The 13,102-nt window shown below is 63.4% G+C and carries 11 protein-coding genes and 1 pseudogene; 7 read left to right on the top strand and 5 right to left on the bottom strand.

Annotated elements, in window-relative coordinates; all coding sequences use genetic code 11:
• Positions 1-37 precede the first annotated feature (37 nt).
• The 3 genes from EN749_RS05535 to msrA all read left to right on the top strand — a co-directional run bounded on the left by EN749_RS05535 (position 38) and on the right by msrA (position 2,160).
• Complete coding sequence (locus EN749_RS05535; protein ID WP_128362704.1) at positions 38-730, top strand: DUF1223 domain-containing protein; 693 nt, start codon at positions 38-40, stop codon at positions 728-730.
• Between the two features lie 101 nt (positions 731-831).
• The gene (locus EN749_RS05530) at positions 832-1,110 is read left to right on the top strand and encodes a hypothetical protein (protein ID WP_127808528.1); all 279 of its coding nucleotides are present in this window, start codon (positions 832-834) and stop codon (positions 1,108-1,110) included.
• A gap of 318 nt (positions 1,111-1,428) precedes the next feature.
• Complete coding sequence (gene msrA, locus EN749_RS05520) at positions 1,429-2,160, top strand: peptide-methionine (S)-S-oxide reductase MsrA (protein ID WP_128362703.1); 732 nt, start codon at positions 1,429-1,431, stop codon at positions 2,158-2,160.
• A gap of 88 nt (positions 2,161-2,248) precedes the next feature.
• Here msrA and EN749_RS05515 read toward each other — a convergent pair.
• A pseudogene (locus EN749_RS05515) lies at positions 2,249-3,204 on the bottom strand (cytochrome d ubiquinol oxidase subunit II).
• A gap of 343 nt (positions 3,205-3,547) precedes the next feature.
• Entirely contained in the window at positions 3,548-4,909 is a 1,362-nt protein-coding gene (locus EN749_RS05505; RefSeq protein WP_127808524.1) for a cytochrome ubiquinol oxidase subunit I, read from the bottom strand.
• A 260-nt stretch (positions 4,910-5,169) separates the two neighbouring features.
• On the opposite strand from EN749_RS05505, the gene EN749_RS05500 reads away from it, so the two are divergent.
• Together EN749_RS05500 and EN749_RS05495 are read left to right on the top strand one after the other, a co-directional pair.
• Complete coding sequence (locus tag EN749_RS05500) at positions 5,170-6,096, top strand: ABC transporter ATP-binding protein (RefSeq protein ID WP_127268578.1); 927 nt, start codon at positions 5,170-5,172, stop codon at positions 6,094-6,096.
• Positions 6,093-6,854: an ABC transporter permease gene (locus EN749_RS05495; protein ID WP_127268577.1), complete on the top strand. Its 762-nt coding sequence runs from the start codon at positions 6,093-6,095 to the stop codon at positions 6,852-6,854. Before EN749_RS05500 ends, EN749_RS05495 begins: the two co-directional genes overlap by 4 nt.
• Positions 6,855-7,046: 192 nt before the next feature.
• Here the strand turns inward: EN749_RS05495 and EN749_RS05490 are convergent, their stop codons facing one another.
• Complete coding sequence (locus EN749_RS05490) at positions 7,047-8,084, bottom strand: phosphatidylglycerol lysyltransferase domain-containing protein (protein ID WP_128362702.1); 1,038 nt, start codon at positions 8,082-8,084, stop codon at positions 7,047-7,049.
• Between the two features lie 352 nt (positions 8,085-8,436).
• Here EN749_RS05490 and EN749_RS05485 point away from each other — a divergent pair, with 352 nt between their 5' ends.
• Positions 8,437-9,627 carry an NAD(P)/FAD-dependent oxidoreductase gene (locus EN749_RS05485; RefSeq protein ID WP_128362701.1) on the top strand — a complete coding sequence of 397 codons (1,191 nt, stop codon included), beginning with the start codon at positions 8,437-8,439 and terminating at the stop codon, positions 9,625-9,627.
• Here EN749_RS05485 and EN749_RS05480 read toward each other — a convergent pair.
• Entirely contained in the window at positions 9,619-9,843 is a 225-nt protein-coding gene (locus EN749_RS05480; protein ID WP_013528677.1) for a hypothetical protein, read from the bottom strand. The genes EN749_RS05485 and EN749_RS05480 overlap by 9 nt on opposite strands.
• A 222-nt stretch (positions 9,844-10,065) precedes the next feature.
• Positions 10,066-12,069: a PhoX family phosphatase gene (locus tag EN749_RS05475; protein ID WP_128288867.1), complete on the bottom strand. Its 2,004-nt coding sequence runs from the start codon at positions 12,067-12,069 to the stop codon at positions 10,066-10,068.
• A 560-nt stretch (positions 12,070-12,629) separates the two neighbouring features.
• Here EN749_RS05475 and EN749_RS05470 point away from each other — a divergent pair.
• Positions 12,630-13,070 (top strand): hypothetical protein, encoded by a 441-nt coding sequence (locus EN749_RS05470; RefSeq protein ID WP_128362700.1) that lies wholly within the window; start codon positions 12,630-12,632, stop codon positions 13,068-13,070.
• Positions 13,071-13,102 lie beyond the last annotated feature (32 nt).

Raw genomic sequence — 13,102 nt, 5'->3', positions numbered from 1 at the left:
CGGTCCATTCGGGCGCCGCCGCCCAGGGAGAAAGCCGATGCCCCGCAAGTTCGTCACAGTGTCCAGCCTCTCAGCGCTTGCGCTGGCGGCGTCGCTCGGTGCGGCCGCCGCCCAGCCGCTCAGCGTGGTCGAGCTGTTCACCAGCCAGGGCTGCTCGTCCTGCCCGCCGGCCAACGCCAATCTGATCAGGGTCAAGGACCAGCCCGGCGTGCTGGCGCTGTCGTTCAACGTCACCTACTGGGACTATCTCGGCTGGAAGGACATTTTCGGAAAACAGGAATTCACCCGGCGCCAGGTCAGTTACGAGCCGGCGCTCGGTCATGACGGGCCGTTCACGCCGCAAGTGGTGGTCAACGGCCATGCCGATGTCGTCGGCGCCGCACCTGGCGAGATCGAAAAGCTGATCTCGGTGAGCGGCCGGACGAGCGGCCCGGCATTGTCGCTCGATGGCGGCAAGATCAGCATCGGCGCCGGCGCCGTACCTGGCGGCCACGCCGATGTCTGGCTGGTGCACTATGCCAAGGGCGTCGTCGAGGTGCCGGTGTCGCGCGGCGAAAACACCGGCCGCACCTTGCCGCACGCCAATGTCGTGCACGCGCTCGAAAAACTCGGCGGCTGGACCGGCGCGGCCACGACGTATCCGCTGCCCGCCGCATCCGGCGGCCTGAGCACCGCCGTGCTCGTGCAGTCGCCCGGTGGCGGACCGATCCTGGCCGCCGCGACAAACTAGATCACGCTTCAACAAGAGATTGCGCAACGCCGCATGGAGCGGCGCCGCATAGCACGGCCGCCAAGAGGGCGCGCCTTCACGACCAACCCAAGGAGATCATCATGACCATTTCCCGCCTGACGCTGCCGGCGCTCGCTCTCGCTTTGTGCTCGACGGCGCTGTTTGCCGGCGGCATCGCTCGCGCCGACGACGCGACCAACGCGATGAAGCCGGCTGCAGATGCCATGAAACCGGCCGCGGATGCGATGAAGCCTGCAAACGATGCAATGAAGCCGGCCGATCCGATGGAAACCAATTCCATGAAGCCGGCCGCCGACGCCATGAAGCCGGCGACGGATGCGATGAAACCGGCAACGGATGCGATGGCTCCGGCCAACTAGTTCTGCCGCGTCTCAGCCGTTCATTCACAAGGGCGGCCCTTGGCGCTGCCCATCACCTGCCTGCCGGCATCCTCTCCCCGTATAGTGACGGGGAGAGGGGCGCTCATCGACGGTTTCGCCAATCATCGGTGTTGCAGGTAGAAACGCCAGCGTCGCGGTCAGTCGCTCTCTCCCCGTTTTACGGGGAGAGATGTCCGGCAGGACAGTGAGGGGCAGCGCTGACGGTAAGATTCCGCATTCGGCGCACGCGAATGTGCGTCGCGCCGCACTATTTGATGCAATAGACTGATCCCTATGGAAGCCACGAGGAGTGCAACCATGACCAACATCAAGATTTCAAACCGTTCGCTCGGCTTTGTCAAAGGCGCCCTCGCCGCGCTTGCACTTGCCGCCGCTGGCGCCGCCTTCTGGCTGACACCGGCGGTTTCGGCCGAGGACGCGGTGAAGATCCCGCCGCCGGCAATCGACGAGAAGGCGGCCGCCGGCACTGAAAAGGCGATCTTCGCCGGCGGTTGTTTCTGGGGCGTGCAGGGCGTCTTCCAGCACGTCAAGGGCGTCACCAGGGCCGTCTCCGGCTACTCCGGCGGCGACAAGGACACCGCCGTCTACGAGACGGTCGGCTCAGGCCGCACCGGGCATGCCGAATCCGTCGAGATCACCTACGATCCATCGAAAATCACCTATGGCCAGCTGCTGCAGGTCTATTTCTCGGTCGCCCACAACCCGACCCAGCTGAATTTCCAGGGTCCGGACTCCGGCACGCAATACCGCTCGACGATCTTCGCCGAAAACGATGCACAGAAGAAGATCGCGCAAAGCTACATCGCCCAGCTCGACCAGGCCAAGGTGTTCCCGGAGCCGATCGTCACTACGCTGGAAACCGGCAAGACCTTCTATCCGGCCGAGAATTACCATCAGGATTTTCTGACGCTGAACCCGACCTATCCCTACATCGTCTACAACGACCTGCCCAAGGTGGCGAATTTGAAGGCGCTGTTCCCGGCGCTCTACAGCGACAAGCCGGTGCTGGTGCTGTCGGCGAGCAATTGAGTCGGCTTTATTGAGGAGGCGTCGGCGGGACAGCACCCCCCTCTGCCCGGCAGGCCAGAGAGGGGTGCCTCGCGCCTGCATCGGCAGGTCAATCATACGTCAGATCCGTCGCCTTGCCGCCGAACACCCGGTAGGCATAGAACGAATAGAAGATGATGACCGGCAGCACGACCACGGTGCCGGCGAGGATGATGGCCAGGCTCTCCGGCGCGGAAGCCGCCTGCCAGATGGTCAGGCGATCGGGCACCACGAACGGGTAGAACGACCAGGCGAGACCGGCAAAGCCGAGCGCGAAGATGGCGGCCAGCGTCAGGAACGGCATCAGCGAATGGCGGTCGTCGGGCTTCGGCAGATGGAAGGTCTGCCGCCACAGCCACAGGAACAAAAGCGCCGACAGGATCGGCAGCGGCGACAGATAAAGCATTTCCGGCCAGACGAACCATTTGTCGAAGATGCGCGGGCTGGCGAAGGGCGTCGCCAGCGACACCGCCGCCATGCCGAGCGCGGTCAGCACCAGCGCGGTGCGCAGCCAGCGCACCGCTTTCTTCTGCAATTCGCCTTCGGTCTTGTAGATCACCCAGGCGGCGCCCATCGCCGCGTAGGCGGCGGCAAGGCAGAACGCCACCAGCACGCCGAACGCCGTGCCGCCGAGGCCGACATCGAGCCCGAGCACATAGACGCCCAGCATATAGCCCTGCGCCAGCGAGGCGATGAGCGAACCCAGGAAGAAATACGGTTCCAGCGATGCTTGCGGCCAGCTGGCACCTTGGCGCGGAAATCGAAGGCGACGCCGCGCAGGATCAGCCCGAGCAAAAGCACGAAGACCGGAATGTAGAGCGCCGTCAGGATGACGCCATGCGCCAGCGGGAAGGCGACCAGCAGCAGGCCGACGGCCAGCACCAGCCAGGTTTCGTTGGCGTCCCAGAACGGGCCGATGGCGGCGATCATCGTGTCCAGTTCAGCATCCTCGGCTGCCGCGAACAGAATGCCGATGCCGAGATCGAAACCGTCGAGAATAACGTAGATCAGGATGGCGAGGCCCATCAGGCCGGCGAAGATCAGCGGAAGCGCGGTTGGCCAGTCGAAGGTCATCTTTTTCTCCTCACTCACCAGAGCCGGCTAATCGCGATGTGATCGGATGGGGCTCTATCGAGGCTTCAGATCGATTGCCGAAGTCGGCGCCGCCCCTCATCACCCTGCCGGGCACTTCTCCCCGTATAGGGACGGAGAGAAGGGGGCTGGCCGCAATCTCGGCGCTTTTCTTGCAACGCTGGTGATTGGCGAAACCGTCGATGCGAGCGCCCCTCTCCCCGTCCCTATAAGGGGAGAGGATGCCGGCAGGCAGGTGAGGGGCCGCGCCGGCGCCCGGCTGGAGTGCCATATCAAATCACTCCCCCGCAGCCGGCTGCGACATCGGCGCGTTGAGCACGCCGGGCAACGGCGAGTTGTCGCCGTCCTTCGCCGCCTTCAGCGCCAGGTGCACCAGCACGCCGAGATAGGCGATCAGCAACAGCACATAGAGAACGAGGTATATGGCGAGCGTCAGCGCGACATGGCTGCCGGCCACCGGGCCGACCGCGTCGGCGGTTTTCAGCACGCCCGTCACCAGCCAGGGCTGGCGGCCGATTTCGGTGGTGTACCAGCCGGCCAGCGTCGCCAGCCAGCCCGACAGCGCCATCGGCACCATCAGCATGGCCAGCGGCTTCGGCAGGCTGTGCCGGCGCTTGAGGAAGAAGGCCGCCGACCATGAGACGAGCAGCATCAATATGCCCGTGCCGACCATGATGCGGAAACCCCAGAACACCGGAAAGACCGGCGGATGGTTGCCGGGATAGTCGTTCAACCCCGGCACCACGCCGCTGGTCGAGTGCCGCAGCACCAGGCTGGCTCCATCGGGAATGGCGATCTCGAATTTGTTTTCCTTCGCCGCCTCGTCGGGCAGCGCGAAGAGCACCAGCGGCACGTTGGGGCCGGTGTTCCAGTTGGCCTCCATGGCGGCGATCTTCTGCGGCTGATGCTCCAGCGTGTTCAGCCCATGCTGGTCGCCGGCGAAGATCTGGATCGGGATCAGGATCGCCGCGGTGAAGACGCCGGTGCGCAGCGCCTTCCACATCGATTCCGAGCGGTCGCCGGTGAGATAGCGCAGCGCCGACAGGCCTGATATCAGGAACGACACCGTCAGCCCCGACGCCAGCAGCATGTGGGTCAGCCTGTAGGGCATCGACGGATTGAAGATGATTGCCCACCAGTCGACCGCATGCGCCACTCCGTCGCGCATCTCGAATCCGGCCGGCGTCTGCATCCAGGAATTGAGCGCGATGATCCAGAATGCCGAGACGGTGGTGCCGCCGGCGACCAGCACCGTCGCCAGCGTGTGGATGCGGTTGGAGACGCGGCGGAAGCCGAACAGCATGATGCCGAGAAAGGCCGCTTCGAGGAAGAAGGCGGTGAGGATTTCGTAGGCCAGCAGCGGCCCGGCGATGTTGCCGACCTTTTCCATGTAGCCCGGCCAGTTGGTGCCGAACTGGAAGCTCATGGTGACGCCCGAAACCACGCCCATGGCAAAGGACAGCGCGAACACCTTCACCCAGGTGAAATAGGCGCGCATCCAGGCGGAATCGTTGGTCGCGTTGTAACGCAACTTGAAGAACAGCAGCACCCAACCCAGCGCAATGGTGATCGTCGGAAATAGAATATGGAATGAAATATTCGCGCCGAACTGGATACGCGAAAGTATGAGCGGGTCCATGATAGGCTCCGGCTGCTGCAAATACTCGCGAAGGATAGGCCCGAAGCGAGTTCAGGTCAAAGCGGCGTCCTGCCGCGAGGCTGAACGCCACAGGACAATTTTGCCGGTTGCGTGCCGTGCAACTCCGGGCCTGTGCGCCGCACCTGCAACGGCCGGCCGGCACGATTGTCGAGAACTGTCAGCAGGGCATTGACTTGCGGTTGCAAGCACCGACATTCGGCCTATATCAGGGGACCTCTTTCAAGCAGCCGTTTTCATCCATGCCTTCCATCCTGTCCATTTCCGGGGTCTCCAAGACCTACGCCACCGGTTTCACCGCGCTCAAGGAAGTCAATCTCGACATTCAGCGCGGCGAGATCTTCGCCCTGCTTGGACCCAATGGCGCCGGCAAGACGACGCTGATCTCGATCGTCTGCGGCATCGTCAACCGTTCGTCGGGCACCGTCACCGTCGACGGCCACGACATCAACAAGGATTATCGCGCCGCGCGCGGTCTGATCGGGCTGGTGCCGCAGGAACTGACCATCGACGCCTTCGAGAGCGTCTGGGCGACGGTCAATTACAGCCGTGGCCTGTTCGGCAAGCCGGCCAACCCCGGCTTTGTCGAGAAGGTGCTGCGCGACCTGTCGCTGTGGGACAAGAAGGACGCCAAGGCGATCACCCTGTCGGGCGGCATGAAGCGCCGGCTGATGATCGCCAAGGCGCTGTCGCATGAGCCGCGCATCCTGTTCCTCGACGAGCCGACCGCCGGCGTCGACGTCGAGCTGCGCCAGGACATGTGGGCGATGGTGCGCCGGCTGCGCGAGGACGGCGTCACCATCATCCTCACCACGCACTATATCGAGGAAGCCGAGGCGATGGCCGACCGGGTCGGCGTCATCAACCGCGGCGAGATCATCCTGGTCGAGAACAAGGCCGAACTGATGCGCAAGCTCGGCCGCAAGCGGCTGGTGCTGGAACTGCGCAATCCGCTGACGGCCATTCCCGAGGCGCTCTCGCGCTATGCGCTGGAGTTGTCGCCCGATGGCGGGCAGCTGACCTACACCTATGACAATCAGGCCGAGCGGCCCGGCGTCGCCTCGTTGATGCGCGATCTCGAGGCCGGCGGCATCCAGTTCCGCGATATCGACACGCAAAACTCTTCGCTCGAGGAGATCTTCGTCAATCTGGTGAGGAGGGAGCCATGAACCTTCGCGCCGTATGGGCGATCTATCGGATGGAAATGGCGCGTGCTTTCCGCACCGTGCTGCAGAGCATCGTCTCGCCGGTCATCTCGACATCGCTGTATTTCGTCGTCTTCGGCTCGGCCATCGGCTCGCGCATCACCGAGATCGACGGCATCAGTTACGGCGCCTTCATCGTGCCGGGTCTGATCATGCTGTCGCTGTTGACGCAGTCGATCTCCAACGCCTCCTTTGCCATCTACTTCCCGAAATTCGTCGGCTCGATCTACGAGCTTCTGTCGGCGCCGGTCTCCTATCTGGAGATCGTCATCGCCTATGTCGGCGGTGCCGCGACCAAGTCGATCCTTCTCGGCCTGATCATCCTGGCCACCGCCTCGCTGTTCGTGCCGCTGACCATCCTGCATCCGTTCTGGATGCTCGCCTTCCTGGTGCTGACGGCGGTGACCTTCAGCCTGTTCGGCTTCATCATCGGCATCTGGGCGAAGAGTTTCGAGCAGCTGCAGCTGGTGCCGCTGTTGATCATCACGCCGCTGACCTTCCTCGGCGGCAGCTTCTATTCGATCAACATGCTGCCCGAGATCTGGCGCACGGTGACGCTGTTCAATCCGGTCGTCTATCTGATCAGCGGCTTCCGCTGGAGCTTCTACGGCAAATCCGATGTCTCGGTCGGTATCAGCCTCGGCATGACGATCGTCTTTCTGCTGATCTGCATAGCGATCGTCGCCTGGATATTCAGGACCGGCTACCGGCTCAGGAACTGAGCGGCGAAAGCGCCCTGAGCGCCGCTAGGTCTGTTGAGATTCAGGTCAGGCCGAGTCGAAAATGGTGGATTCCGAGAACCGGAGCGGAGCGTACTTTTTGTACGTGAGCTCAGTTCTACTGCGTGGCAGTAGAACTAGGGAAGCGCAGGAAGCCGCCATTTGCAGGCCGGCCTCACCTGAATATCGCCAGACCTAGATCGCCTTGACCAGCCGCAGCAACCCCAGCATCTCGACATACGTCCCCTTTCGGAAGGCGATGTAGACCGGCTCCTCGACGCCGTGGAAGCGGCGCTTGAACGCCGCTTGGCCCTGCAGGTTGAACCTGCGCCGATTGACCCAGGGAGAAGAATAGGCGCGCTGGAAGGCATTGCGCCAGAAATCGCTTTCGGCAAATCCGCTCGGGCCCACATCGACGAGCGGCGACAGGCCGAGCGTGACCACCGAGATGCCCTCTTCGCGAAAACGGTCGACGGCGAATTTGGTCAGGCCGATCTCGGCATGCGGTGAGGCGTCGAGATGCTTGCGCTTGAAGGCGGTGGTGTAGCCGATGACCTTGCCATCGGCGAACAACGGGTCGAAGTCGAGCAAAGCGACCAGTTCGCCATCGGGACCGTGCAGGACGAAACGGCGCATGTCGGTGCCGAGATGGTCGGCGAAATGGCGGTTGAGAAAACCCATCTCCCAGCGCTTGACGATGCGGTCGCCGCGCCAGTTTTCCGAAAGCCGGGCGATCTCGTCGAGGTAGATCGTGCGCTTGTCCTCTTCGAACGAAAAGCCTTTCTTCAGCAGCCAGCGTTCGGAGTAGCGCACGGTCTCGTTGCGCTTCCCGGAAAAATCATGCTCGGGCAGGGCGAGGCGGGTGTCGATGCCGAGGCGATTGACCTTGTATCCAAGCCCGGCCAGCACGCGTGCGGTGTCCTCGCCGACCTGCACGAACCATGGGCTGCCGGCGGTCTCGACGAAGCGCTTGATGTAATCGGCCCGACGCGCCGGAGCCGCCACCGGGTCGCCGAGCGCGAAATGGTGCTTCATCTTGGTACCGAAGGCGATGTAGCCATCGGCGTCGCCGAAATAGGAAAGCTTGCCTTGCACGGCGGTGGAATAGGCGAGCGAGAAGTCGCCATAGCGGCGCACCAGTGCCAGGCGTTCGATATGGGTCAGCGCCTGCCGCTCGACCTCGGGCGCGGCGGCCTCAAGGATCTTGTCGAAATAGAACCGCAAGGAGGGCATGGTCGAGATTCCGCGTGCCGCCTACAGCGCCGGCCGTCCAGGACGCGCCAAGGTGCTGTAACACTTTGATTCTGCGCATGACTCGAAAATCGGACTCGATTTCGGGCATGCGCGTGGGGGATAACCGAGACCCGCCAGCCACCCAAGGCCTCGAATCAATCACATTGCCGCGACCTGATTACCGTTGATATCGCGCATATGCCATATAGAGCGCAACCGCGGCCCGGCGTGTGGCGCTAAATCGCATCGCTCGAAATTCGGCCGCGGTTTGCTGCAGGGGATCCTGCGCGCGATCAAACGGTTACAGCGTCCTGCGAGCCTTGCGGCGGGACGTCCAATGGGATTCGAGTGAATGACTGATACGACAATCAGATCGGTTGCGGATCTGCCGGCCACGGTCGAGCCGGCAATCGTTGTCGGCGCCGGTGCTGCCGGGCTGGCCGCCGCGCATGCCTTGATGAACGCCGGCGTGCCTACGGCGATCCTGGAAAAGGAAAGCCGGCTGGCCGAGCCCTGGCACCGGCGCCACCAGCAATTGCATCTCAACACCCATCGCGATCTTTCTTCGCTGCCTGGTCTCGCCTTTCCCCCTGGCACGCCCGCCTTTCCGCAAAGAATGGTCGTCATCCGCCACATGAACGATTTCCAGAAGGAGAACCGGCTGCCGGTGCAGTTTGGCGTCGCGGTCGAAGAGATCACCTTCAAGGGCGACCACTGGGCATTGCGCACCAGCGCCGGACCGCGCTTCGCCCGCAATGTCGTCATCGCCACCGGCCGCGACAGGCAGCCGTTCACCCCCGAATGGAAAGGCATGAAGGATTTCGTCGGGCGCATCATCCATTCGGCGGATTTCGGTGACGCGCAAGCCTATGCGGGCCAAAAAGTGCTGGTCGTCGGCGCCGGCAATTCGGGCTTCGATGCGCTCAATCATCTGGCCGGCATAGACACGGCCGCCATCTGGCTGTCGGCCCGCAACGGTCCCGCCCTGCTGCCCAAGCGCATCTGCAAGATCGCCGTGCACCGGCTTTCGCCGATCATGGCGCGCTTGCCGTTGCGGCTCGCCGATGCGGTGATGGCGGCAACGCAGCGGCTGGTTTTCGGCGACCTGACCAAATTCGGCCTGCCGCCCGCGCCTGCGGGCGGCGCCAGCCGCCTGAGCTCGGATTACACCGCGATCGCCGCCGACGACGGCGCCGTCGGCGCCATCAAGGCCGGCAAGATCACCGTCGTGCCGGGCATACGGGAATTCACCCGCGATGGCGTGATCCTGGCCAATGGCAGCCTGATCCATCCCGACATCGTCATTGCCGCGACAGGCTACCGCACGGGGCTGGAGCCCATGGTCGGCAAGCTCGGCGTGCTCGACGCCAAGGGCGTTCCGCTCTTCAACGGTGGCGAAGCCGATCCAAAATTGCCCGGTCTGTGGTTCACCGGCATGCGGCCAAGCATTCGCGGCTGCTTCGCCAATGCCGGCATCCTGGCCAAGGCGATCGCCAAACGAATTGCAAGGTCGGCCTCGCACCAATCCAGCGCATCACGCTGATTTCGGTTCCAGCCGCCGGAAACCGACGGCTTCCATCAGCATGTCCTCTTCCACCATGCCGGCATTGTGCAAGGCGAGCAGGTTAAGCGCGATTTCCCGCGCGTCGGCGGAATCGGGATGTGCCTCGCGCCGCCGGCAGGCCTCGTCGAACACGCGCTGCAGCTTGGCGATATCGGCTGGCTTGAGCAAGCCACGGTCATAGACGGACTTCGACATGGCGATCTCCTGATAAAGACCTAGAGCGCCATGTTTAAATTGCCAATCTTTCCCGAGGCTTGACCGCTTCACCCCGTCGCCTCGCCATCCTGGGGCGGAGTAAGGAGCGAAGCGACGCGGCGCAGACCCCTGGAGCTGCTCCGCAGCCCAAGGGATACATGCCGCGACTTCGAGGTGCAGCGGTGCAAATTCTGCTCCGCTGCTGCCCATGCGACTGGGCAATCAGACCGCGATCTTGCCGCCGCCCTGTTTGGTGATGGCGACGACCGACGGCCGCACCGGCATGTCGGGCTTGAAGTCGGGCCAGCGCGTCGACAGGTCTTCATAGTAAGAGGGGCGCCCGAACGCTTCCCAGTCCTCTCCGCCGTCGCCGGGATGCTGGACGGCGACGAAGGCGGTCTGGTCGTCGGGCGCAAACAGCGGACCGCACATTTCGGCGCCGATCGGCACGCGAAAGAACAGTTTCGAGGTCGCCCGCGCCGCCCCCTCCGTGTCCACCGCCCATAGGCCATCGGTGCGGCCAGTGGCTTTCGGACCCTGGCCGTCGGTCGCGACCCAGAGACGCCCGGCCGAATCGACCGCGCAATTGTCGGGCATGCCGAACCAGCCATTGGCCGTCGTTGCCGTCGAGAAGGTGGCACCGACATCGGCAACCGAGGGATCGCCGCATTTCAGCAGCACTTCCCACTTGCCCTTGGCGGCCGTGAAATCACCGCCGTCCTCGGCGATCTCGATGATGTGGCCGAAGGCGTTTTCGGCGCGCGGGTTGGCAGCGTCGACCTGGTCGGCCTTGCGCTTCGAATTGTTGGTCAGCATGACATAGACCTTGCCGTTGACGCCATTGGGCTGAACGTCTTCCGGGCGGTCCATCTTGGTGGCGCCGAGCAGGTCGGCGGCGCGGCGCGTCTCGATCAGCACGTCGGCCTGGCCAGTGAAACCGTTTTCAGCCGTCAGCGGCCCTTGGCCGAACACGATCGGCAGCCATTCGACCGTGCCATCTTCGGCGAACTTGGCGACATGCAGCGTGCCATCGTCGAGCAGGTCCTTGTTGGCGGCACGGTCGTTCGGATTGAACGCGGCCCTGGTCACGAATTTGTAGACGTAGTCGAAGCGCTCGTCGTCACCGAGATAGAAGACGACGCGGCCGTCCTTGGCGACGATCGATTCGGCGCCCTCATGCTTGAAGCGGCCCATGGCGGTGCGCTTCCTCGGCGTCGAGGTCGGGTCGTTGACATCGACCTCGACGATCCAGCCGAAGCGGTTGGCTTCGTTGGGTTCCTTGGCGAGGTCGAAACGCTCGTAATGCGCCGCCCATTCATAGGCGCCTTCGGGAATGCCGAGACGCTTGTAGTTCGCGGCTTCCTTGTGGTCTTCCGGCAGCTCGCCGGAAAAATAGCCATGGATGTTCTCCTCGGCCATCACATAGGTGCCCCAGGGCGTGACGCCGCCGGCGCAATTGTTGACGGTGCCGAAAACCTTGGTGCCGGACGGATCGGCTTTGGTCTTGACGCGGTCATGGCCGGCGACCGGGCCGGACAGCGCCATTTCGGTGTTGGCGGTGATGCGGCGATTGAGCTTGCCGTCGCGCACCACCTGCCATTTGCCACCGTCCTTGCGGATCTCGACGATGGTGCCGCCATGGGCGGCCATCTCGACATCGATCTGCTCCTTCGAGAGGGGCGCGACTTCGGCCGACTTCTTGCCGTCCTTTTCGACGATCTTCACGATGCCCGGGAACATCAGATGCGGATTGGTGTATTCGTGGTTGACCACCAGCAGGCCATGTTCGGCTGAGCCGTCGATCGGGATGTAGCCGACATAGTCATTGTTGTAGCCGAACTGTTTCGCCTGGGCCTCGGCCGACTGTTTCGTCGGGTCGAAGTCGGGCGAATCGGCAAAAAGCGGATCGCCCCAGCGCAGCAGGACATCGGCATCGTAACCCGGCGCGACATGGTGCTTGTCGTCGATGCCGGCCTCGAGTTCGTCGAACGCGAAGACCGAGCCTTCCGCTGCCCGGGCCTCGTCGGCGCTGATCAGCGCCAGCGGGCTTACGGTGGCGGCGATGGCCGAGACGGCCAGCGAGCCCTTGAGGAAGCCGCGGCGCGAGAACCGCGCGGCGATGATCTCGCCCATGGTGCGGTTGTCGGAGGCATTGATGGCCGGGCCGTCGTTTTCCTCGAGCAGGCTGGTGCGGAATCCGGTGTCGGGAGAGCGAAGGTCAGTCATAATGGCTTGCCTCTGGCTGTTGGGTGGCTGGAGCGTGGGGTACCTGTTTGACCCCCCTTATAATCGCCGGGTCACATTTTCGTGACATTGGGGGACCTTTCAGACGCGACTGCATTACGCGCAGCGCTGGCTCAGCCTTCCCGAAGGCCGTGAACTGCTCCGGAATCGACTTTTCGAGATGAAGGAGACCTTCGGCGGCATGTTTCGCCGCGCCTCCTGCGACGGCGCATGGCGTCAGCCGCTGCAAACCGATCAACGCACAAAGCCGGCTCGACAAAGTCACCTCCGCCGCCCCCGGCGGAGGTGACTTGATGTTCGGCGTCTGCCGTCGTCAGGCGTAGGGAAAGCGAGTCTCCCATTTAACGATGGCGGTCGCGGCGCCGTTCATGCAAAGCTAATGTAGCATACGCTTGGGACTTTAGTCCAATCTTGCGCTTGCAAAGGTCCTAGTTGACAACCGCAACGGTCGGAGGTCGCTTCCGGGCGCCGCGTCTTTCGGCAATGTTGTTGCACTGCAACGTTGGGGTGGGGCGCGCCGGGCTCAGTCGTCGGAGATCAAAATGCACAGATCGGTCACGACCGGTTGTTGCCGGCTGGCGCTCAAATCGGCAGCGGCGCTGGCGTTGACGATTGCTCCCTACCAAATTGTCCTGGACGGCTCCGTTCCCGGCATTCACACCGCCAGCGCATACGCCAAGGGTGGCGGTAACAGCGGTGGTGGCGGCGGCAATTCCGGCGGCGGTAATGGCGGGAACAGCGGGAACGGCAACAGCGGCAATAGCGGCAAATCGGGATCCAATCAGGGTAAGAGCGGAAGCCATGTCAATGCAAAGACCGGTGACAAGATCGACGTGACCGGTAACAAGATCACGGTCCGGCATCCCGACGGCATAACGGAAAAGCTCGAGAACGGACGTTTCAGCATGAAGGACGCGCTCGGTCGCACGATCATCGACCGCCAGGCCACGCCGGCCGATGCCGATCGTCTCAAGGCCTTGTGAAGCTGGCCAACAGGCAACGGTCAGCTTTGCAC

The sequence above is a fragment of the Mesorhizobium sp. M7A.F.Ca.ET.027.02.1.1 genome (assembly GCF_004022985.1).
GTDB lineage: Bacteria > Pseudomonadota > Alphaproteobacteria > Rhizobiales > Rhizobiaceae > Mesorhizobium.
This window is presented reverse-complemented; position numbering and strand designations above follow the sequence as displayed.